Below are 21,374 nucleotides of genomic sequence, written 5' to 3' on the forward strand. Positions count from 1 at the left end.
TTGAGGTGAACTTATGGAAAGTCCACAACTGCACATAGAGCCTTCAAAAAGTACTAATGATCAACTATTAGAAGTCAGAGGGTTAAAAACGTATTTCCATATAGGAAAAGGTAAATTAGCTAAAGCAGTCGACGATGTAAGTTTCGCCATAAAAAAAGGTGAAACTGTTGCGTTAGTTGGGGAATCTGGCAGCGGAAAAAGTATCACATCCCTGTCCATTATGAGGCTCATTCCTAGTCCCCCGGGTGAGATTGTAGAAGGTGTTATATCCCTTGAAGGAAGAGATTTACTTACATTGTCAGAAGATGAGATGACGAAAGTTCGAGGGAATGAAATAGGAATGATTTTTCAAGAACCAATGACCTCTTTAGATCCAGTTTTTACGATTGGCAATCAAATCGTCGAATCGTTAATGAAACATCAAAAATTGAAGAAAATAGAAGCTTACGAAAAAGCTGTCGAGTTATTGAAAATCGTTGGATTTGCTAGAGCCGAAAAAATTATTAAAGAATATCCGCATCAATTATCAGGTGGAATGAGACAAAGGGTTATGATTGCCATTGCAATGTCCAATAACCCTAAGTTACTCATTGCAGATGAACCAACAACAGCTCTAGATGTTACGGTTCAAGCTCAAATTCTTAACTTAATGATTGAAATGAAAGAACAATTCGGATCTTCAATATTACTCATTACACATGATATGGGTGTTGTAGCCGAAACAGCAGATCGAGTGCTTGTCATGTATGGAGGGCAAATTGTTGAAGAGGCATCAGTTAGAGATCTCTTCTTGAAAACAAAGCATCCCTATACAACAGCATTATTAAGGACAATACCAAATATCGATGTGGACTTAAAAAGGTTAGAATCAATACCTGGGAATGTACCTCCTGCACATTTATTCCCAACAGGCTGTCGCTTCGCGGCGCGATGTACACATGCTATGGCAAAATGCCAAGAAGAAATGCCTCAACTTTTAGAGTTCGAGAATAACCATAAAGTTAGATGCCACCTCTATGCTAGTGAAGGGGGTGCTGTAGAATGAACGAGGGAGAAAAAATACTTGAGATAAAGCATTTAAAAACCTATTTCCCGATTAAAGGTACTCTTTTGAAAGGGAGAGCAGGTCTCGTAAAAGCAGTCGATGATATTAGTTTTGATGTATTCAAAGGGGAAACTTTAGGGATTGTAGGAGAGTCAGGTTCTGGCAAATCGACTTTAGGAAGAACCATTCTACGTTTGACTGAACCTACTGATGGCGAAATTATTTTTGAAGGAAATCATCTAGAACATTTAGGAAATCGACAACTACAGAACCATCGCCAACATATGCAAATGGTTTTTCAGGACCCTTTTGCTTCATTGAACCCTAGAATGCGTGTAGAGCAACTTGTAGGAGAGCCTATAGCTGTACAGAAAATCCTATCAAAAACTGAAAGAACTAGAAAAGTAGAGAGCTTAATTGAAAAGGTAGGCTTACCAAAAGAAGCGCTCGCAAAATTCCCTCATGAATTTTCTGGAGGACAAAGACAGCGCATTGGCATTGCGAGAGCATTATCGATGAATCCGAAATTTATTATTGCAGATGAGCCTGTATCAGCACTCGATGTATCTGTGCAATCGCAAGTGTTGAATTTAATGTTGGATCTACAAGAAGAATTCAATTTGACTTATTTATTTATTTCTCATGACTTAAGTGTAGTGAAACACATTAGTGACCGTGTAGGTGTTATGTATTTAGGAAGAATTGTTGAAATTGGACCTAAACAAGATATTTATAATAATCCGCTTCATCCATATACTCAGGCTTTATTATCTGCAATTCCAATAGTGAATTTCGAAAAGAAGCGAGAAAAAATTCAGCTAAGCGGAGAGCCGCCAAGTCCCTCAGATCCTCCAACGGGATGCGCGTTTCATACGAGATGTCCAAAGGCGTTTGATCGTTGTAAAGTTGAACGTCCTGAACTTATTCATATAGAAAACGGACAGCAAGTTGCCTGCCATCTATATTCACTACAGGATAATAAAAAGCTTTTGAATGCAGAAAGTAAAATTCTCGAATTAACCAAATTAAATTGATTGAATATTTAGAAAACGATTCAAGGAGGCGTGTTCATGAGCTTTGGCAATATTACAGATGTACCAGGTATAAAGGTTGGTAACGTAGAAAATGTAGAAGCGTTAACAGGTTGCACGGTTATCCTTGCACAAGGTGGGGCTGTTTGTGGGGTAGACGTGCGAGGCTCAGCTCCAGGTACTAGAGAAACGGATTTGCTTGATCCCATTAATAGAATTGAAGAAGTACATGGTATTTGCTTATCGGGGGGAAGTGCATATGGTTTAGATGCAGCTTCAGGCGTTATGCAATACCTTGAAGAACAAGGGATTGGGCTTGATGTCGGTGTCGCTAAAGTTCCAATTGTTCCGGGTGCAGTCCTTTTTGATTTACAAATAGGTAGTCCCAATATTCGCCCCGATAAGCAAATGGGCTACGAAGCGGCCTCGCAAGCCAAGAAGGGAACTTTCTCTTTTGGAAATGTGGGAGCTGGTTGTGGTGCTACAGTAGGGAAGATTACAGGACCGGAACATTGCATGAAAGGTGGTTTAGGTAGTACTTCAATTGAATTAGAAAATGGTTTCGTTGTAGGTGCACTTGTCGCTGTTAATGCAGTTGGAGATGTCAGGGATCCACTGACAAGAGAAATACTAGCAGGTCCAATCGATGCTAATACTGGGCTTATAATAGATAGCCTAAAGTTTATAGAAGAAAATTTATCAGGCAATGCTCTGCCCGGATCTAATACAACAATTGGGTTAGTAGCAGTCAATGCAAAATTAACAAAAGCGGAAGCAAAGAAGGTTGCCCAAATTACTCAAAATGCCTTAGCAAGAACCATTTTCCCAGTACATACTATGCTGGATGGGGATACGGTTTTTGTACTAGCTACTGGAGGAAAGTCTTATCCTTTAGATTTCGTTGGTAATATGGCAGCAAAAGCGATGGAAGAAGCTATAATCATTGCTATTAAATCTGCAAACGAAGTTGAAGGAGCACCAAGCTATCAAAGCTACAACAGCAAAAAGAATTTGGAAATGCCGACATAAAATATCTTTATTCAAAGAGGGGGCTATTTGAACATGAAGAGTACAAAGAGGCTAATGATTGTCGCAATGATTGTTGTCTGTATGTTTTTAATCAGTGCTTGTTCGGGTGGAAAAGAAAGCGGAGAGGGTAGTTCAGGTAACGGGAAAACACAAGAAATTAAAGTAAGGGTAAATGATGATCCCGATTTTCTTGACCCGCATTTAGCGACGGCATCTATTTCATTTCAAATGATTCTAAATATGTTCGAAGGGTTATTTGCTCCAGAAACGGACGGATCATTAAAACCAGCAATTGCTGAAAGCTATGAATTATCAAAAGATGGTTTGACTTATACATTCAAAATCCGACAAAACGTGAAATTCCATAACGGTAGCGTCTTAAAAGTAGATGATATCCTCTATACATTTGAGCACCTAATGGGGACAAAAAATGGCAAGCCTCTTTCAGGTAACTTTGGCAATGTAGAATCTGTAAATGCTCCTGATGAGTCTACAGTTGTTATTAAGCTTAAAGAGCCAAATTCTAATTTCCTTTATTCTTTAACGGCTTTACAATCTGCAATCGTACCTAAAGATAATGATGGTAAACAAAATGAAAATCCAATTGGAACTGGCCCATTTAAATTTGTTAAGTATACACCGGGATCTAATTTAGTTTTAGAAAAAAATTCAGATTACTGGCAAGAGAACATACCTTATCTAGATAAGGTAACATTCGCATTCCAATCAGATGATAACTCTGCAGTAATGAGTTTGATAGCTAAAGAAGTAGATTTAACAGGAGTTCGTGGACACCGATTATCTGAGGTTGAAAATGATTTTAACATCAGTCACCAAAATAACAACTCAGCCTTAGTCATTACGTTTAATGAAGAAAAAAAGCCATTTAATGATTTAAAAGTTCGTCAAGCTATCAATATTGCTATTAATAAACAGGATGTTATTGATTCTGTATATTCTGGATACGCTACTCGTCTTGGTTCTAATATGAGTCCAGCAATGGGAGATTACTATCTTGATGGATTACAAGATGTCTATGCACGTGACATTAACAAAGCTAAAAAGTTATTGTCTGAAGCAGGGTATCCAAAAGGTTTTAAAACGAAAATCACAGTATCTTCACATAATGATATGTACTCAAATATCGCTCAAATTGCTGCAGAGAACTTAAAAGAAATAGGCATCGATGTTGAAATCGAAGTTGTAGAGTGGGGAATTTGGCTAGAGCGTGTTTACTTTGGTAGAGATTATGAAATGACTACGATTGATTTAACGGGAAAACCGTCAGCATATGAAATTTTAAATGATTATATTTCTACAAATGACAAAGAAAACTTCTTCCGATTTAACAATAAAGAGTTTGATAAAGTCATGGCAGATGTATTAAAAGAAACGGATCAGAAAAAACAAATTGAGATGTATAAACGTGCTCAAGAAATTTTAAGTGAACAATCTACTGCAGTATATATTGCTGACTATCAAGTGCTATGGGCTGCAAATAAAAAAATTGAAGGACTAAAAAGTTATCCATTCTGGTTCCACGACATGTCAGAAGTGAGATTTACTGAATAGAGGGGAAGAATAGACATGGCTTATATCATCCGAAGAATTATATTATTTGTTGTGACAATGGCAATTGTATCTTTTATCACTTTTGCAGTTTTTCAAATTTTACCGGGTGATCCGATTCGTACAATGTTAGGAACAGAGGCAGATGAAGTGCAAGTAGAGACACTGAGAAAAGAACTCGGCTTGGACCAACCGCTTTATGTTCAATACTTTGAGTGGGCAAAAGGTTTAGTTACAGGTGATTTAGGTGAATCGATACGATTTTCTATGCCAGTAAAAGAATTGCTCATGGATCGCTTACCAGTCACGATTTCATTAGCTGCGATTACACTGCTCATTGTAATAATTGTAGCTATCCCTTTAGGTATTTTTGTTGCTAAAAGACAAAATAAAATGAGTGATGTTGTATTTTCTTCCATTACTCAGGTAGGGATGGCTATCCCTTCTTTCTGGTTGGGGATGTTATTAATCTTATACCTAGGAATGAATTTTAGTTTCTTCTCAATCAGTGGATATGTTCCGTGGACTGAAAGTATAACAGGTGCTTTAGGTGCCATATTATTACCTGCACTGACAATCGCCATTCCTCAAATCGCTGTAAAATTTCGCTACGTAAGGAATGCGATATTGGAACAGTTAAGATTGGATTATGTCCGTACAATTCGCAGTAAGGGAATTACAGAAAAGTTTGTAATGTATAAACATGTTTTAAGAAATTCCATGATTCCAATTTTAACGATATTCGGATTAATAACAGCTGAAGTTGTAGCAGGAACAATTATTGTAGAACAGGTTTTTGCTCTTCCTGGAATTGGCCAATTATTAATTACTTCAATTGGCTATCGTGATTTTCCGTTAGTACAAGGCATAGTAATGTACATCACATTTGTAGTAGTATTTATCAATTTCTTTGTAGATATTTTATATTCTGTCTTAGACCCAAGAATACGATTAAATTAAGGAGGTCCATATGAAAACATTAATGGGTAATGCTAAAAATATTAATTTAATAATAGGCCTCCTCATTTTGATATCTTTTTTACTTTTAATGATCGTGAGTTTTTTCTATACGCCCCATGATGTGACTGCGATGAATGTCGCCAATAAGTTAAAGGGACCAAATAGTGAGAATTGGTTTGGGACCGATGAATTCGGCAGAGATATCTTCAGTCGCATTATGAAAGGTACTCAAACAGCCTTTTTTGTAGGCACATTAACAGTAACTATAGGTGTTGTCTTTGGAACACTTATAGGTGGGATAGCTGGCTATGTTGGTGGTTGGGTAGATGAGGTTTTCATGAGAATCATGGATGCTTTAATGGCTTTTCCAGGCATTATTCTAGCACTAATGCTAGTAGCTGTGTTTGGCTCAGGGATTGTCAATACATCGATTGCGCTTGGATTAATCGCCATTCCTAGCATTGCACGAATTGCTCGTAGTGGTTTTGTACAACACAAAGAATACGAGTATGTTTTATCAGCAAAGTTAATCGGGGTAAAACCATTCAAAATCATGTTCCGTCATATATTACCCAATGTTTCGTCACCTTTGATAGTAGCAGCATCTGTTAGCTTTGGTGTAGCAATGCTGGCTGAAGCTGCACTAAGTTATTTGGGATTAGGGGTTAAACCGCCAGATCCTAGTTGGGGCAGAATGTTAAAAGACTCTCAAGCTTTTCTTAAAAGTGCACCATGGTACACATATGCACCTGGCATTGCCATTACATTCATGGTATTAGGATTTTATATGTTAAGTAATGCAATCCGAGATATTTTAGATCCAAGGTCCAACTAATCTAGCAAAAATAATAAAACCGGTTTTCTCTATACGAGAAAAACCGGTTTTCCTTCGTTATTATTTTGTTTAAGCAATAACTGATAGGCTTTAATAGCAACCTCAAGTGCAAGACGGTTGGAGGGTTCCATAAAATTTGAACCAAGAAGTGTTTCTAGTTTTTCTAATCTATTATATAACGTTTGCCTTACGATAAAGAGACGATCTGCGGTTTCATTCTTAACCCCGTTACATTCTAAATAAATGCAAAGTGTTGTAAATAAATCACTTTCATACTTTTGATCATAGTTTAAGATAACGTCTAAATAATCGTGAACGTAGTTTTCAAGTTGTTTACTCTCAATTAACAATAGTAGCAGTCTATTGATACCAAGATCATTGTAGAAATAAGTGTTAACAATGTCATGTTTTTCCAATGTAATGACTTTCTTTGCCTCTACATAACCTTCTTTTACTTGAGCTATATCCTTATATACTCTACTCAAGCCAAATTTACATTCATTCCCGCAAAATGTACTAGTATCTTTCATATCCTTGATACTTTGTATGATTTGATCAAATCTATCCGTTTTCTCTTTCAAATGATCTGCTGCTATGAACGATGCAATGACTGCTATTTCAGTCCTTTTAGAAGAAACAGCTGGAAAAAATCCATGCCTCTTGAAAATGGAGCGAACTAACATTGAGCGTTGCAACTTCATCTCTTCCCAGTCTTCTTCAATAATATTGATCTCTGCAGAATCTAACTGCATAACAAAAATTCTAAAGTACATATTGCGACTTGCAGCTGGTAAATAAGTTTGGATGTCATCTTGTTCATAGTCTCTGCCTTTTATAAGGTTTTGTACAAGTTCATCTTCCATGTTTTGTTTTCGTTCTTGAATTGTTCGATTGCGTAAAAGGATTTGTGCAATGGCAAGGGCTGCTCGATCTAAAATAAGAAAAAAGAACTCATTTGACATCGGTTGTTGCACTTGTAAGCAGAGATGCCCCCAAACTTGTCCCAGTCCTTTAACCGGCATAAGGGCAAATGTTTCATTGGAAAGAGTAAAGTTTTTTTGTACTGTCATATCAGAAGGTGATTTTTCAATAAAAGTACGAATAGAAGTTTCTAACTCTTTTATCTCAGATGGGTAATAATATGATTTTGAATGATCCGTTATAAACAAAACTCCCTGTCGGAAGTAATGATTCAATTCTTGAAGAATTTTCAAGATTCCGTTAGGGCTTAATGAAAGATCGATAAATTTCGTGGACAGCGTATCAAGTTGGGAAAGCCATTGGTGATGTTGGTTAATAATTAACGTATGTAAATCTTGAGTAATGTCGACAAAACGTACAACCTCTTCAAAGATGATCAGAGGAAAATCATGTTCATCTGCTAATTTTATAAGCTCATTAGGAATCTCTTTAAAATAAGGACCAATTTCAATACACATACCAGCGGCGTTTTTTTCTATTAAATTTTCTAAATACCTGAGTTGAGTTGTGAGGTCGAGTTGAAGACCTACACCAGTTGTTAATATTAATTCTCCACCATTAATAAGTGTTTCAAATTCCTTTATTTCTAAAATATGAGACCACTTCACTTGATTATTTATGCCTTTTGAACCTGCTATAACTTTTGCTGATTTAAATGATTTTCTATCTAATATGTCTTGTATGGTTAAAACAAATTCAATCATTCCAATAGCCCCCCAATAAGTTAAAAAAAATCTAACATGAGTGTACTTTATGTAAAGTGTAACTATTCTAAATAATCTGTAAAATAAATTATGAGGTTAATTGTTAATAACGTCAACTTTAAAGAAAAGTAGAATAGGAGGACGTATATGAATAAGGTAATCACTGAAAAGAAAACGCTTTCAAATTTTATTAATGGACAATGGGTAAAATCGTCTACAGAAAACTACATTGAAGTGCCAAATCCTGCAACTGGAGAAATATTAGCGGAAGTTCCAATTTCAACTCAACAAGATTTGGAAAAAGCAGTTGATGCTGCAAAACAGGCTTTTACTTCATGGAAAAAAGTTGCTGTTCCTCAGCGTGCTAGAATCTTATTTAAATATCAGCAATTATTAATAGAGAACTGGGATGAACTAGCGAAAATTATTACTGTTGAAAATGGTAAAAACTATACCGAAGCATATGGCGAAGTACAACGAGGAATTGAGTGCGTAGAATTTGCAGCAGGTGCTCCTACACTTATGATGGGCTATCAGCTACCTGATATTGCAACAAGTATTGAATCTGGTATGTATCGCTATCCTCTAGGAGTAGTGGGGGGGATTACGCCGTTTAATTTCCCTATGATGGTACCATGCTGGATGTTCCCGTTAGCAATTGCGAGTGGCAATACATTCATCTTGAAACCTTCTGAAAGAACACCGCTTCTAGCTAATTTCCTTGCAGAATTGTTACATGAAGCAGGTCTTCCAGCAGGTGTATTTAATCTTGTCCACGGTGCTCATGATATAGTGAATGGCATTCTTAGTCATCCTGATATTCCAGCTGTATCATTTGTTGGATCACAACCGGTTGCAGAATATGTCTATAAAACTGGTACATCAAATGGTAAGCGAGTTCAAGCACTTGCTGGAGCTAAAAATCATACAATTGTTTTGCCAGATGCAGATATGAACTTAACAGTAACGAACATTATTAATGCAGCATTTGGATCAGCTGGGGAAAGATGTATGGCTTGTGCCGTTGTTGTTGCAGTAGGTGACATTGCAGATGAGCTAGTAACAAGATTAATAGAAGAATCAAATAAGCTAACAATAGGGGATGGATTGAAAGAAGGGATTTTCCTCGGACCGGTCATTAGAGATTCGCATAAAGATCGTACAATCCAATATATTGAATCTGGCATTGAAGAAGGTGCAACACTATTACGAGATGGTCGCAATGATCAACCTTCTGATGGTGGTTATTTTGTTGGTCCAACTATTTTCGATCATGTAACCCAAGAAATGAAAATCTGGAAGGAAGAAATCTTCGCTCCTGTTTTATCAATTGTCCGATTAGATACATTAGAGGATGCAATCTCATTTGCAAACAAATCTGACTTCGCAAATGGAGCATGTATTTTCACTGATAGTGCAAAAGCTATTCGTCAGTTTAGAGAAGAAATCGATGCAGGAATGTTAGGTGTCAACCTCGGTGTTCCAGCTCCGATGGCATTTTTCCCATTCTCAGGTTACAAAAAATCATTTTATGGAGACCTACATGCGAATGGTCGTGATGGAATTGAGTTTTACACACGTAAAAAGATGCTAACAGCTCGTCATGAATTCTAATATAGAAGGGAAGCGAAAGCATGGAAACTGTAAAACAACCAACTCAATCTTTAGTTGAAAAAGATCTTCAAAATGTCTGGCACCATATCTCAGCTTACAATGAAAAAAGTCAGCCTATGATCGTCGATAGAGGTGAAGGCGCATGGATCATCGACCACAATGGCAATAAATATCTCGATGGTATGTCCGGCTTATGGGCTGTAAATGTAGGGTATGGTCGTGAAGAATTGGCACAAGTGGCTTATGATCAAATGAAAAAATTAGCCTATGTACCGATGACGCAAAGCCATGAACCAGCAATCGAGCTCGCAGCCAAGTTAAATGACATGCTTGGTGGAGATTATATGTTCTTTTACTCGAACAGTGGTTCAGATGCAAATGAGGTAGCATTTAAAATTGCTCGTCAATATCACCAGCAAAACGGTGAAGGGGCTCGCTTTAAATTTATCTCTCGTTATCGAGCGTATCACGGCAGTTCAATGGGGGCATTGTCAGCTACAGGCCAAGCAATAAGAAAATATAAATATGAACCACTTTCACACGGTTTTTTACATGTAGCACCACCAGATAATTATCGCCGACCAAAAGGGCAATCGATTAAAGAATACAATCTCCAACGTGCTCAAGAACTTGAAGATAAAATTATTTGGGAGCAAAAAGAGACAATTGCAGGAATTATTATGGAGCCGCTTATTACAGGTGGTGGTATTTTAATCCCTAGTCCTGTCTATCTCGAGAAGGTTCAAGAAATTTGTCACAAACATGGAGTACTCCTCATTATAGATGAGGTGATCTGTGGATTTGGAAGAACAGGTAAAGCGTTTGGACATCAGCATTTTAATTTAAAACCAGATATTATTACAATGGCAAAGGGACTGACTAGCGCCTATTTACCACTTTCAGTGACAGCCGTTCGAAAAGAAATTTATGAAAAATTCAACACGGGTGAAGAAAATAGCCATCTACGTCACCTCAATACATTTGGAGGAAATCCAGCTGCATGTGCAGTAGCGTTAAAAAATATCGAAATTATGGAGAGAGAAAACTTATTCGATCGCTCCGCAGAACTTGGTGATAGGCTTCAAAAAGAGCTGAAAGAATTAAGTAACCATCCCTATGTTGGAGATATTCGTGGCCTTGGATTCCTACTAGGAATTGAAATGGTAGAAGATAAAATAACGATGGAACCAGCTTCTAACGACCGTGTATTGAAAATTGTCACTGATTGTAAGGCAAACGGCTTAATCATTGGTAAAAACGGAGATACAGTAGCTGGCTATAATAACATCTTAACGATTAGCCCACCCCTATCTTGCACTGATGAGGATTTCGAGTTTATGATAGCTGTTCTTAAAAAAGTTTTTAAAGAGAATGAATAAAATATAAACAATGAAAGCCACTCCTCTGATTTGGAGTGGTTTTTTTGTGGTTTGACAGGTGAGGAGTGTGATTTTTGGGGATTGGTGCTACTGGGAGGGGGATTATCGCTACTGGGGGAAGGATTGGCGCTACTGGGAGAGGGATTGTCGCTACTCAGGAAGATTAGCACTACTCAGAGAAGAATTGTCGCTACTCGGAAGGAAATTATCGCTACTCAGAGTGAGATTGGCGCTATTCAGAAAGATTATCGCTACTGGGGGAAGGATTGGCGCTACTGGGGGAAGGATTGGCGCTACTGGGGGAAGGATTGGCGCTACTGGGGGAAGGATTATCGCTACTGGGGGAAGGATTATCGCTACTGGGGGAAGGATTGGCGCTACTGGGGGAAGGATTGGCGCTACTGGGAGAGGGATTGTCGCTACTCAGGAAGATTAGCACTACTCAGAGAAGAATTGTCGCTACTCGGAAGGAAATTATCGCTACTCAGAGTGAGATTGGCGCTACTCATAAAGATTATCGCTACTCGAGGATGGATTGTCGCTACTGGGAGGGGGATTATCGCTACTCGGAAAGAGATTGGAGCTACTTATGAAGATTAGAGCTACTATAAAGCTGGAATAGAAAATTCTATATTGTTACTTCAGTCGTTTTGTAAATATAGTCAAATGAAGTTTTGTAAGACGTAATATTTTCTATGGAATTGGGAAACATAATACAACTACGGAAAAACTTTTCATACCTTTAAAAGGGGATAGTGTGATGAAGAAACTTTTAATGTTGAGTTGTATTATGTTCGTTCTAACAGGTTGTATGAAATCAAATAATGTGATTGAGTTAGGCAATATCACGGAGGAAGGCGATGTAGTTGTAAAAAAATCGATTGAAACTGAACCGAAGTATAATGAATTAATGGAGATTTTCAATAATGGTACAAATTTAAAATTAAGTGATGAAGAAGTGAATCGTTTACCATATCAATATATTCAATTTAAGGATAGAACGCAGAATCTAATTGTAGTGAATTATAATATGTGGTTAGATGAGGAAAATGAGCGCATTTTATATTCGGATTATGTAGCGAGAGTACCGCTCTATTATGTAATCGAAGATGAGGAGTACAACAAGTTATTAGATGTATTTGAAAAAGATAAGATGCAAACCTTTTCTGACCAATATGAAAATTTTGATCAAAGTAATTAAAAAAGGACAGTCTAATAAGTCGAATTTCGACTCATTGACTCCCCATTTTGAAATCAAGAATGTTGATTTAATTGCATTCTTGATTTTTTTATCGACTCCTTTTTGGAAAACCTCTTTTCTGTCAGATAATCAATTAGGTTTACTACTACTAATGAAATCGCTGGTTAGTTTAAGCATCCGCAATTCCTAATAAAACAATCCCCAACATTACAACCGTAATAACGATATATTGTTTTAGCGATAGTTTCTCTTTTAAGAAAATACGTGAAAGAATGATAGAGAAGATACTATAAGATGCGATCATTGGAGCAGCTATAATCGCATATGATGACATGGCAAATACATAAAAAAATTGACCGATTGTCTCTAAAATTGCTGCACACATTTTGTCCCGTTCTTTGAAAAAAGTAAATGTTTCTTTTTTAATTACTTTTAAATAAATATAAGTGATAACTGCACAGATAAAAAATGTATACTCATAAGCAAGTAGTGCGGCATCTTCAGTCATTAATTTCAGCTCATCCAAATAGATCGCGTCAGCAAATGTACCAGCGCCATCAATTAAAGCATAGGCAATAGGGAACATAATCGCCATAAATCCAAGTTGGTATTTTTTGTCGATTTCCGTATTGTTTAATCGTAATGTTGCATTTTCGATTTGTTTTTCAACTACTGCGATACCAATGACGCCAAGTGAAATAATGATTATTCCAATTATATGTAATGTATCAACTGGCTGTGGGAAGAAAATGAAGACAAGCACAGCTGTAATAGCACCAGATGAATTTTGTACAGGAGAGGCGATTGATAATTCTAAGTAACGTAACCCAATATAACCGATTGTCATAGATAAAATATAAAGAGAAGAAACGGGTAAATATTTTAGCATGTCTGAAGGACGGAAAGTTAAACCTTCATACAGCATATAGCCAGTTGCATGGATACCCATCACAAGACCAACCATGACGACAATTTTTAAATGACTGTATTTATCCTTGCTGTCTGAACCTTTTTTATAAAATAAATCTGCACCACCCCAAGCTAAGGCAGTTAGTAAAGCAAAGAAAAACCACATAAGAGTGCTCCTTTAAACGGGATTAATTGGACTGGTTTGTAATATTAATTTCCAATACAAATATATATGGATGATCTTTGGGAAAAATACCGGTTCATATACTGCTCTTGTAGTCAAAATATACTCTAGTAATGTGGAGATAAATAGTAATGTAGAATAAACTGAGAGTGTGGTTACATGATGGTTCCTATAAAATATTGTATCTTTTTGATGGGCATTTTTTCTGTATTAGTAGGCTGTTCAACAGGTACACATAATCCGACCGCAAAAGAGCTATTGAAAGAGCATCCAGATATAGATATTTTGCAATATCAAGATATTATTTATTCAAAAACAGAAATGGTTGAGTTTGAAGCTGTGAAGGGCGAACTTTTAGGTGAAATTAAAAAACGCAAAACTACTGGTTCTATGTTTAAAGATTTCTATGCAAGTAAATTAGCTAAAGGAACTAAGATATTTGCGGTAGGGGATGACGATACCTTCATGCTGATTGCTGAAGTAGGTGGCGAATTAATTTATTATAAAGCCTTATTGGAAGGATAAACTAGATCGGTCTTAACGAAAGGTTTGTAAAGTTGTAGATGATTTCTCAAATGGAAAATAATATTTCAATGGATTGAATGAATCAAGTATGTACCTTTGGATTCCTTTCCCTTATGATTAACAAAAAAGTGAAAAAGGACGGTATTCCTAAGCCGATTGACTATTAGGAAACTGTCCTTTTCTTTTTTAGCGTGTTGTTTTAGAAAATTTGCTACGTGTAGTGGAGCTGAGATGTTGAATCTGCTCTTCTAATACTGTGCTCGCGTTTCCTATAAATTGTGAAATGAGAGCAAGCTCTTCCGGTGTATAGAGGAAGCTAGATTAAGCATTGCTTTATGAAGCGGTTCGTACTCAGGGACAATAATGACTCTGCGACGGTCATTGGGATCATTTTGCCTCCGAACATAACCGATTTTTTCAAGTCGGTCTACTAAGGAAGGTATGCTACCCGTAGCGAGCCCAGTTTTTTTAGATAGCTCGCCAGCAGTAATTGGACCTGTTTCAAGTAGGATATCTAATGAAATAAAATCATTATTGTATACCCCTAAAGAGGCAGCAACATTTTGCTGATGTAATATCGTACGTGTTCCTAGACCGCGCATTAGAGAAGTGAAATGTTCTTGAGGGTCTAGAGTTTGATCATCTTGATGACTTGACAAAGGATTAACCTCTTTTTAATATAAGAAAATATCTTGGTGGTTGAGATATTAGATTATCGAGATATTTGATAAGTGTGATATTATACAAGTTCATTCTATCGAAATCATTATTAATTTGCAAAGGGGTTTATAAATGGAAGCTTCAAAAAGTAACATAAAGCTAGTTGTAACGGGCTTATTACTAGCGATTTTTATGTCGGCAATTGACAATACAATTGTTGCTACAGCTATGGGAACTATCGTTTCTCAACTAGGTGGGATGGATAAGTTTGTTTGGGTTACATCCGCTTATATGGTTACAACAATGGCAGGTATGCCGATTTTCGGGAAATTATCCGATATGTATGGCAGAAAGAAATTTTTTATCTTTGGATTAACGGTATTCGTAATTGGTTCAGCACTTTGTGGCTTTGCTCAAACGATTGAGCAACTTAGTATTTATAGAGCTATTCAAGGAATTGGTGCCGGCGCATTAATGCCAATCGCATTTACAATTGTATTTGACATATTCCCACCACAAAAACGAGGGAAAATGACGGGTCTGTTGGGCGCGGTATTCGGTATTGCTAGTGTTGTTGGACCGCTTTTAGGTGCATATATAACAGATAATATTGGTTGGGAATGGGTATTTTATATTAACTTGCCAATCGGTATCGTTTCATTTTTATTAATTATGAAGAATTATAAGGAATCTCCAGTACATACGAAGCAAAAGATCGATTGGTGGGGAGCGGCAACGCTTGTGCTTGCGGTCATCAGCCTTATGTTTGCACTAGAACTGGGCGGTAAACAGTATGATTGGAACTCAGCACCGATTATTTCATTGTTTGTTAGTTTTGCTATTTTCTTTATTGTGTTCTTTTTCGTGGAGTTAAAAGCAGAAGAACCAATACTTCCATTCTTCTTATTTAAGCGTCGTCTATTTGCTTCTTCGCAAATTTTGGCATTCTTATATGGTGGTACCTTTATTATTTTGACAGTATATATTCCTATTTATGTTCAGGCTGTATATGGCGCATCAGCAACTAATGCTGGCCTTATCCTCATGCCTATGATGTTGGGTTCCGTTGCAGGAAGTGCATTTGGTGGTATTTTCTTAACGAAAATAAGCTACCGTAACTTAATGATTATTTCTGTTATTTCGTATTTTGCAGGTATGTTCCTACTTAGTACACTAACACCAGATACAGCTCGAATTCTTCTTACGATGTATATGATTCTTGTAGGTTTTGGTATGGGCTTCTCATTCTCATTGTTACCGACGGCTTCTCAGCATAATCTAGATGCTCGTTATCGTGGAACTGCGAATTCAACTAATTCATTCCTTCGCACGCTAGGAATGACGATGGGAATTACTATTTTTGGTACGATCCAAAATAATGTATTTACTAATAAACTAGCTGAAGGATTCAAAAGTTTGGGTGAAAGCGCCAATTCGGCAATGTTTAATATTGGAGATATAAGACAGATTTTTGAACCAAGTGTACGTGAGAAAATTCCTGCTGAGATTCTTGATGTCATTGTTAATGCAATGTCCAACTCAGTTACGCACGTTTTTCTACTTGCACTCATTCCAATTGTCATAGCAGTGGTTTTCGTTTTCATGATGGGGAATTCAAGAGTAATTGTTACAGATAACCAAGATGAGACAAAAATTTAATCCAAGAAATAGTGCAATTGACATTTTGGAATGTAGTCCTCCGAATGCATAAAATTGTCTCTGTAATTACCGAGAGGTTGTAGTATGGAGAGGATATATATGAAAGGTACCATATTTATAGGTGCTTGGGAAAACAATCGAAAGAATGTGTCCCTTTCGATTGCAAAATACAAGCTAGTTGTTCTAACAGGATTGTCTGGAACAGTAAAGTCATGGCGGAAAACTTGTAGTTGATCGTACGCCTAAGCAAGTAGCCGAAGTACCAACTTATCAAACAGGGAAGGGGGCGGGGGTTTGAATCCCTCCTGGGACGTCAATTAAACACAGTTCAATCCTTGATATGACAGGGTTTGAGACAGATGAGGGATTCGGTCATTGATGCAGAATCCCTTTTTTTTACCCTTAAATTACGTATTTATATAGACAGACAACTATCTTCCAATTCAGATGAAATGGAGGATCTTTTTATGACCAAAAAGACAGGATTGTTTGATGCGGATTTCACACTGACAACTATAGAGCTTACCGCTTCTATTAAAGGGGAGGAGGTAACTAGCGTTCGCTACAAGCTCTTTACAGAAGCGGTGAGAATATTATATGTCAAATGGAGGTTAGTGGCTATAGAACGCGTACCATCAAGGATTATGATACAGTGCTGATGAACTTCTCAAAGAGTGCAGGGGTTACCTATTTGGAAGAAATCACTGTAGACACAGTTTACTCATGGCTTGATAGTATGCAGGTGGTGAATCAAACAAAGCTAACACGCCTAAAGGTTCTGAAATCGTTCTTAGGCAAGTGTTTCACCAATGGTTGGCTTAGCTTGAACTTTTGGCAAGCAATCAATGTGAAGGTAGATAAGAAGGTTAAAAAAGGAGCAAAGCCAAATGACATTGCAATCTTAGTGTCATTAATTGATAAAAGTACATTCATTGGTCTGAGAGATGTAACTGCAATTTTAACGATGTACAAGACAGGGATTCGCATTAACACGTTGGGGCAGCTAAGAGAGTCACATATTAATTGGGGAAACAAAGTGCTTGTGCTAGATGGAGCAATATAAAAAATCATCAGGTGTTAAAGTTACCAATAGATGACCAATTAATGGATTTATGCCTAGTGCTAATCCAATGTAATGACAAGCTTAGAGAACACTATGGGGAGAGCAATACCAACATTGAACACGAAGTAAAATAATGCCATTTCTAAACAGCTTACTAAGTATGCTAAGCGCTATGGATTTGAGAACGCTACTGAGGAACAACGAACATTTGAGATTACCAAAGAGAAAGTATTGCTAATGGTTATCATGTTTGCTGAGAATGAGATTTAAACACTTCTTAGCTGAGATAGAGCATGTAGCAAGGCTCAACAGATTTAACTAAGAGTTAGCTTACAACAAAAATCTTAGCAACCTGTTAGAAGAGTTTAACGAGAGTGTGAGGTTGATATTGAAGCAGAGGAATCATTTACTTAGGTAGTCTAAATGAAGCTACTGAGCTGTCAGTGAGGGTACAGGAGCAAGTCTGGGGGCATAACAAAAGGACTTGCATATAGTACAAGTCCTTTTGAATCAGTTAGTAGGGAGCGTTGGAACTTCAAATAAATATCCATCATAAAATGCAAATTGTATATAGTGACTATTTAGTTTGTATGTATAACTTGTCAATAAACCGTTATTTGGAGAGTCCATAAAACCTGTATATTCTCCTTCTCCTAATAGTGTGAGAACTTCTGATAGAGGCATACCTTTAACAAGTTGTTCATAACCTTCTAGTGAAAGAGCAGGGGTGCCTACTAAACCTGCTTGGCTTGTACTCGCTAGCTTACCATCAAAGAACATTAATGAAAGACTAGAATATCCTACTCCATCATATTTGTAGGATTCTATTCCTTCAGATGTAGAAGACATAGTAAGGTCAAGAGTACCCTCTAAATTTGTTAAAGCTGTAACTTCTTCATAAGTCATATTTGGCTGTAGTAACTTAAATAAATCCATAGTCATTTCTGATGAATGTTCAATAGTAGATTTGAATTTTGTTCCATCTTTTATTCCTGTAGCTTCTTCCATGTAGAGTTGATTAGCTGTTTCATAATCAATGTCAAAATAGTCGGCAGTTTTCTGTATTACTAATTCATCGTGTTCTTCAGGACTATAGTCATCACCGAAGTTTGTCAGACTATCAAACTCACTTTGAGCATAGTCATATACTTCTTTACTTGTTGGGAAATCATTCTTGCTAGTGGCTTCAGCATTAGTTGGATTATCAGTCGTTTTCCCTACATCATTATTATTACAAGCTACTAAAAATATTGATAAGAGTAGAATAAGGCTTAATCTCATAATTTGTTCCTCCAAATTGGTTTGTTAAATTGAGTAAAAAGTAATTACAGCCCTTATATTACAATGTATTTATAAATTTTGTAAGTATTGACTTTTTGTGGTGTAACTTGTTTATATGGGTTTGTTTCCAATTGCGATACGATGAGTACCTAAGATGATTACTTAGAAAGTTACAGAAGAATTAGGCTATAAGGCATTAGAATCTACATGTAAGCGTGATGGTAAGAAGGCTGATAGGGAGAAGAAAGAACTCAAAGCAACTGTTATGGAGCATAGAAAGCTTTTAGCTGATATGTACATGGAACATTGTGAGGGGCTGTTTGAAGTGTTCAATGGTGTTGCTATTGAGACTGATGATGAGATTGTTACAATTGCTCCTATTTGGCTCGCACAGGTCGATTCATTGGCTCGTGTCAAAGCCTAATGTTATAGGTAACTATAGGGTACAGTAGAACAAAAGGACTTGCATATATGATATACAATCATACACGCAAGTCCTGTTTTTTCTTCAACTAATGTCTTCGTTAGCTTGTTTGATTTTTTGAGATTCTAAATTTCATTTGAGAGAGAAAATAGGCTAATATTGCAGATAGCAAAGATAACAGTAATGGAATTGAAGTCGCCCCAAACTCTACTTCTTGACTTAAATTACCACCTATTGAAGAAAAATCGGGAGTATAAGAAGCGTAAGGACAAGAACAAGCTCTTAGCTGAAATCAAGGATGCAGCCAAGCTGAACCGTTTCAACTTTGAGTTAGCTTATAACAACAATCGTAGCAAGCTCTTAGAAGCATTTAGCGAGCCTGTGAGCATTGATACAGGCTCACAACAGTTAGTTTGATAGATTTGATATTGCCTATTCAACATACGGTACTTTATACAAACGCTCGGTAACTTAACGTCTACCAATAGGTTTTTTGCCTGAATATTTATCGGCTAATTTCATGAATTTATCCATTTGGTCAGGGTTCTCAATAGCCTTCGCTAAAAACATTTCCATAGCTTTATCTTCGGGTTTACTAGAAGTGTTTTTTTGAATTTGTCCCACTACCAAATCTACAGTTTGTTCAAAGGCTTCGTTATTTCGAACATTAATTAATTCTTTAAGTTCCTCTATAGAATCTTGAATATTCAAAAGGAAAGGAATTGCACTTTGAGCTTCAGTTCTTGGAGTATTAGTATTTGTAGAATCTTCAGTTTCCTCTTGAATGTTAAAGGATTCAATAGTTTCTTTCAAACGTTCTTTTGCAGCGTCAACTTTGTCTAAATCAGTTAACAGGTAAGAGATTGTTCTTAGGCTTGCTAAATCAAAAGGGATTTGTGTTGATTCATCTTTAATCAAAATTAAAGGTTTGTTTAGAGCATGACGATAACCGATTTCGTAAAATGCATTAGGGTTGTGGTCTGTCATATCTGCGATAACTAAGTCAGAGTTTTCTAAGTGTTGGACGATAGTATTATCAATCTTATCAACCGTATTAAGTTTATCAACACGAACAACATTAAAGTCTAAACTTTCACAGATAGGCTCAATAATATGTTTCAGAACTTTATCCGAACGTTTTCTTTGTGGAGAATCATCTGCTCCAATTGGACACACTATAAAGCAAGTTTTCATAATAAAACCTCCAAGGGTATATTCATACCAAAAATTGAATTTATCGGTACTTTGGTATTGTAGCATGGTTCAATACATTTATGTAAAAAAATGTAAAATACTGTTACAGTAGACGGTGCGAGTGCGTTTGACTGCTTCGCATAAATTGAAACGGTCTTTCTTTTTGTCTGACGGATAGCGAAATCTTAAATTGTTGATTGCAGCACTGACCTAGACAGAGCAGGAGAAACTAATTTGATTATTATACTTGATTATTGGAGTTTGACGATAGTAATAGCGATAATGAGATGTACGGATAAATATATTACATTTAACGACCGTTTGATGTAACGAATTATTCAGAATGACGGAGCTTGATTTGGTGGGCTTTTGAAGTTACAAAAAAACATTACATTTAAAATTACATAAAAGGCTTACATCAATTGAGTGTGATGATAGAGTAAATGTAACGTTAAATGTAATTGGAGGACTATTATGAATAACATACAAGTTATTGCCTATGCTCGTGTATCAACAGAGCAACAGGAAATAGCAAGGCAACTAGATGCATTAGCCACTTGGGCAATGAAGAGATACGAGAACAACTTTGTGAAGCTGAAGGATAGTGGAATCACTGATGATGAAATCAACAAAATAATGGAAGGTTTATTACTTTAGATAGCACTGTTGTGAGTGTAACTTTCGGTGATTAGGTGGTATAAACTACATGTTTATATCCTTTTTTTGTTATGTACATAAATTGTAATGGGAAGTTATCCTTTAAAAGGAATATTTTTTAGGAAGATGATTTATATTGACTAAGATTTTTAATAGCCTTGATCCAACCACTATCATACCCCTACCTCATAGGGTGGGTCTGGTTCTTTTTATCCGCTTACTCCTACAATATTGGACACTTCAAATACAGGATTCATGGAAATGTAGATGGCTGTTCTTATTCCTGATAGTTTATTACAAGCTATGTCAGAGAATAAGGCAGTCATTTTTGCACCAATTTGTTGTCCTCAACTCAGACTTCGTGCTCTGAATATAATTAATTTAAAGCTTTTCAAGCTAAAAACTGAATCACTTCTACAGCTAACAAATATATTTTTAAAATGCTATGGTTAAAAATTTAATTATATTAT

The 21,374-nt window shown here is 36.6% G+C and carries 20 protein-coding genes and 1 pseudogene; 16 read left to right on the top strand and 5 right to left on the bottom strand.

Annotation, left to right across the window (positions count from 1 at the left end):
- Positions 1–13 precede the first annotated feature (13 nt).
- From ACQKM9_RS14295 to ACQKM9_RS14320, 6 genes are read left to right on the top strand one after another with little or no spacing between them, the layout of a single operon-like run.
- Positions 14–1,045 (top strand): ABC transporter ATP-binding protein, encoded by a 1,032-nt coding sequence (locus tag ACQKM9_RS14295; protein WP_427735006.1) that lies wholly within the window; start codon positions 14–16, stop codon positions 1,043–1,045.
- A complete protein-coding gene (locus tag ACQKM9_RS14300; RefSeq protein WP_427735007.1) occupies positions 1,042–2,079 on the top strand; it encodes an ABC transporter ATP-binding protein in 1,038 nt (345 codons plus the stop codon). The genes ACQKM9_RS14295 and ACQKM9_RS14300 overlap by 4 nt, the downstream gene beginning before the upstream one ends.
- A 36-nt stretch (positions 2,080–2,115) precedes the next feature.
- Positions 2,116–3,105 carry a P1 family peptidase gene (locus ACQKM9_RS14305; protein ID WP_427735008.1) on the top strand — a complete coding sequence of 330 codons (990 nt, stop codon included), beginning with the start codon at positions 2,116–2,118 and terminating at the stop codon, positions 3,103–3,105.
- A 33-nt stretch (positions 3,106–3,138) separates the two neighbouring features.
- Positions 3,139–4,677, top strand: coding sequence for an ABC transporter substrate-binding protein (locus ACQKM9_RS14310; RefSeq protein ID WP_427735009.1), 1,539 nt, complete (start codon positions 3,139–3,141; stop codon positions 4,675–4,677).
- A 15-nt stretch (positions 4,678–4,692) separates the two neighbouring features.
- On the top strand, positions 4,693–5,634 hold the full coding sequence (locus ACQKM9_RS14315) for an ABC transporter permease (RefSeq protein WP_427735010.1): 942 nt from the start codon (positions 4,693–4,695) through the stop codon (positions 5,632–5,634).
- Between the two features lie 10 nt (positions 5,635–5,644).
- On the top strand, positions 5,645–6,469 hold the full coding sequence (locus ACQKM9_RS14320; protein WP_340707253.1) for an ABC transporter permease: 825 nt from the start codon (positions 5,645–5,647) through the stop codon (positions 6,467–6,469).
- Positions 6,470–6,498: 29 nt separating this feature from the next.
- On the opposite strand, the gene ACQKM9_RS14325 is transcribed toward ACQKM9_RS14320, so the two are convergent.
- On the bottom strand, positions 6,499–8,154 hold the full coding sequence (locus ACQKM9_RS14325) for a PucR family transcriptional regulator ligand-binding domain-containing protein (RefSeq protein WP_427735011.1): 1,656 nt from the start codon (positions 8,152–8,154) through the stop codon (positions 6,499–6,501).
- A 147-nt stretch (positions 8,155–8,301) separates the two neighbouring features.
- On the opposite strand from ACQKM9_RS14325, the gene ACQKM9_RS14330 reads away from it, so the two are divergent.
- From ACQKM9_RS14330 to ACQKM9_RS14345, 4 genes are all read left to right on the top strand, one after another.
- Positions 8,302–9,768, top strand: a complete 1,467-nt coding sequence (locus tag ACQKM9_RS14330; RefSeq protein WP_427735012.1) for a CoA-acylating methylmalonate-semialdehyde dehydrogenase — start codon at positions 8,302–8,304, stop codon at positions 9,766–9,768.
- Between the two features lie 20 nt (positions 9,769–9,788).
- Complete coding sequence (locus tag ACQKM9_RS14335) at positions 9,789–11,147, top strand: aspartate aminotransferase family protein (protein WP_427735013.1); 1,359 nt, start codon at positions 9,789–9,791, stop codon at positions 11,145–11,147.
- A 144-nt stretch (positions 11,148–11,291) separates the two neighbouring features.
- On the top strand, positions 11,292–11,747 hold the full coding sequence (locus tag ACQKM9_RS14340; protein ID WP_427735014.1) for a hypothetical protein: 456 nt from the start codon (positions 11,292–11,294) through the stop codon (positions 11,745–11,747).
- Between the two features lie 160 nt (positions 11,748–11,907).
- On the top strand, positions 11,908–12,348 hold the full coding sequence (locus ACQKM9_RS14345; RefSeq protein WP_427735015.1) for a hypothetical protein: 441 nt from the start codon (positions 11,908–11,910) through the stop codon (positions 12,346–12,348).
- Positions 12,349–12,517: 169 nt separating this feature from the next.
- Here the strand turns inward: ACQKM9_RS14345 and ACQKM9_RS14350 are convergent, their stop codons facing one another.
- Complete coding sequence (locus ACQKM9_RS14350; RefSeq protein ID WP_427735017.1) at positions 12,518–13,423, bottom strand: EamA family transporter; 906 nt, start codon at positions 13,421–13,423, stop codon at positions 12,518–12,520.
- Positions 13,424–13,633: 210 nt separating this feature from the next.
- On the opposite strand from ACQKM9_RS14350, the gene ACQKM9_RS14355 reads away from it, so the two are divergent.
- Complete coding sequence (locus tag ACQKM9_RS14355; RefSeq protein WP_427735018.1) at positions 13,634–13,966, top strand: hypothetical protein; 333 nt, start codon at positions 13,634–13,636, stop codon at positions 13,964–13,966.
- Positions 13,967–14,152: 186 nt separating this feature from the next.
- Here the strand turns inward: ACQKM9_RS14355 and ACQKM9_RS14360 are convergent.
- Positions 14,153–14,568, bottom strand: a pseudogene (locus tag ACQKM9_RS14360) (MarR family winged helix-turn-helix transcriptional regulator).
- 190 nt (positions 14,569–14,758) lie between these two features.
- On the opposite strand from ACQKM9_RS14360, the gene ACQKM9_RS14365 reads away from it, so the two are divergent.
- Positions 14,759–16,285: an MDR family MFS transporter gene (locus tag ACQKM9_RS14365; RefSeq protein WP_427735019.1), complete on the top strand. Its 1,527-nt coding sequence runs from the start codon at positions 14,759–14,761 to the stop codon at positions 16,283–16,285.
- Between the two features lie 604 nt (positions 16,286–16,889).
- Positions 16,890–17,348, top strand: a complete 459-nt coding sequence (locus tag ACQKM9_RS14370) for a hypothetical protein (RefSeq protein ID WP_427735020.1) — start codon at positions 16,890–16,892, stop codon at positions 17,346–17,348.
- A 510-nt stretch (positions 17,349–17,858) separates the two neighbouring features.
- Here the strand turns inward: ACQKM9_RS14370 and ACQKM9_RS14375 are convergent.
- Complete coding sequence (locus ACQKM9_RS14375; RefSeq protein WP_427735021.1) at positions 17,859–18,629, bottom strand: hypothetical protein; 771 nt, start codon at positions 18,627–18,629, stop codon at positions 17,859–17,861.
- A 265-nt stretch (positions 18,630–18,894) separates the two neighbouring features.
- On the opposite strand from ACQKM9_RS14375, the gene ACQKM9_RS14380 reads away from it, so the two are divergent.
- Positions 18,895–19,053 (top strand): hypothetical protein, encoded by a 159-nt coding sequence (locus ACQKM9_RS14380; protein WP_427735022.1) that lies wholly within the window; start codon positions 18,895–18,897, stop codon positions 19,051–19,053.
- 183 nt (positions 19,054–19,236) lie between these two features.
- Positions 19,237–19,470, top strand: coding sequence for a hypothetical protein (locus tag ACQKM9_RS14385; protein ID WP_427735024.1), 234 nt, complete (start codon positions 19,237–19,239; stop codon positions 19,468–19,470).
- A 54-nt stretch (positions 19,471–19,524) separates the two neighbouring features.
- Here ACQKM9_RS14385 and ACQKM9_RS14390 read toward each other — a convergent pair whose 3' ends face one another.
- Positions 19,525–20,247 carry a hypothetical protein gene (locus tag ACQKM9_RS14390; RefSeq protein WP_427735025.1) on the bottom strand — a complete coding sequence of 241 codons (723 nt, stop codon included), beginning with the start codon at positions 20,245–20,247 and terminating at the stop codon, positions 19,525–19,527.
- A gap of 474 nt (positions 20,248–20,721) precedes the next feature.
- On the opposite strand from ACQKM9_RS14390, the gene ACQKM9_RS14395 reads away from it, so the two are divergent.
- A complete protein-coding gene (locus tag ACQKM9_RS14395) occupies positions 20,722–20,904 on the top strand; it encodes a recombinase family protein (RefSeq protein ID WP_427735026.1) in 183 nt (60 codons plus the stop codon).
- Positions 20,905–21,374: the final 470 nt, after the last annotated feature.

The organism is Viridibacillus sp. NPDC093762 (assembly GCF_050279675.1).
Lineage (GTDB): Bacteria > Bacillota > Bacilli > Bacillales_A > Planococcaceae > Viridibacillus.

Coding starts and splice junctions, on each gene's coding strand:
- ACQKM9_RS14365 (WP_427735019.1), top strand. CDS start 14,759: ATGGAAGCTTCAAAAAGTAACATAAAGCTAGTTGTAACGGGCTTATTA.
- ACQKM9_RS14355 (WP_427735018.1), top strand. CDS start 13,634: ATGGGCATTTTTTCTGTATTAGTAGGCTGTTCAACAGGTACACATAAT.
- ACQKM9_RS14385 (WP_427735024.1), top strand. CDS start 19,237: ATGGAATTGAAGTCGCCCCAAACTCTACTTCTTGACTTAAATTACCAC.
- ACQKM9_RS14310 (WP_427735009.1), top strand. CDS start 3,139: ATGAAGAGTACAAAGAGGCTAATGATTGTCGCAATGATTGTTGTCTGT.
- ACQKM9_RS14315 (WP_427735010.1), top strand. CDS start 4,693: ATGGCTTATATCATCCGAAGAATTATATTATTTGTTGTGACAATGGCA.
- ACQKM9_RS14300 (WP_427735007.1), top strand. CDS start 1,042: ATGAACGAGGGAGAAAAAATACTTGAGATAAAGCATTTAAAAACCTAT.
- ACQKM9_RS14325 (WP_427735011.1), bottom strand. CDS start 8,154: ATGATTGAATTTGTTTTAACCATACAAGACATATTAGATAGAAAATCA.
- ACQKM9_RS14295 (WP_427735006.1), top strand. CDS start 14: ATGGAAAGTCCACAACTGCACATAGAGCCTTCAAAAAGTACTAATGAT.
- ACQKM9_RS14320 (WP_340707253.1), top strand. CDS start 5,645: ATGAAAACATTAATGGGTAATGCTAAAAATATTAATTTAATAATAGGC.
- ACQKM9_RS14370 (WP_427735020.1), top strand. CDS start 16,890: ATGGAGGTTAGTGGCTATAGAACGCGTACCATCAAGGATTATGATACA.
- ACQKM9_RS14330 (WP_427735012.1), top strand. CDS start 8,302: ATGAATAAGGTAATCACTGAAAAGAAAACGCTTTCAAATTTTATTAAT.
- ACQKM9_RS14335 (WP_427735013.1), top strand. CDS start 9,789: ATGGAAACTGTAAAACAACCAACTCAATCTTTAGTTGAAAAAGATCTT.
- ACQKM9_RS14390 (WP_427735025.1), bottom strand. CDS start 20,247: ATGAAAACTTGCTTTATAGTGTGTCCAATTGGAGCAGATGATTCTCCA.
- ACQKM9_RS14375 (WP_427735021.1), bottom strand. CDS start 18,629: ATGAGATTAAGCCTTATTCTACTCTTATCAATATTTTTAGTAGCTTGT.
- ACQKM9_RS14380 (WP_427735022.1), top strand. CDS start 18,895: ATGGAGCATAGAAAGCTTTTAGCTGATATGTACATGGAACATTGTGAG.
- ACQKM9_RS14395 (WP_427735026.1), top strand. CDS start 20,722: ATGAATAACATACAAGTTATTGCCTATGCTCGTGTATCAACAGAGCAA.
- ACQKM9_RS14305 (WP_427735008.1), top strand. CDS start 2,116: ATGAGCTTTGGCAATATTACAGATGTACCAGGTATAAAGGTTGGTAAC.
- ACQKM9_RS14350 (WP_427735017.1), bottom strand. CDS start 13,423: ATGTGGTTTTTCTTTGCTTTACTAACTGCCTTAGCTTGGGGTGGTGCA.
- ACQKM9_RS14345 (WP_427735015.1), top strand. CDS start 11,908: ATGAAGAAACTTTTAATGTTGAGTTGTATTATGTTCGTTCTAACAGGT.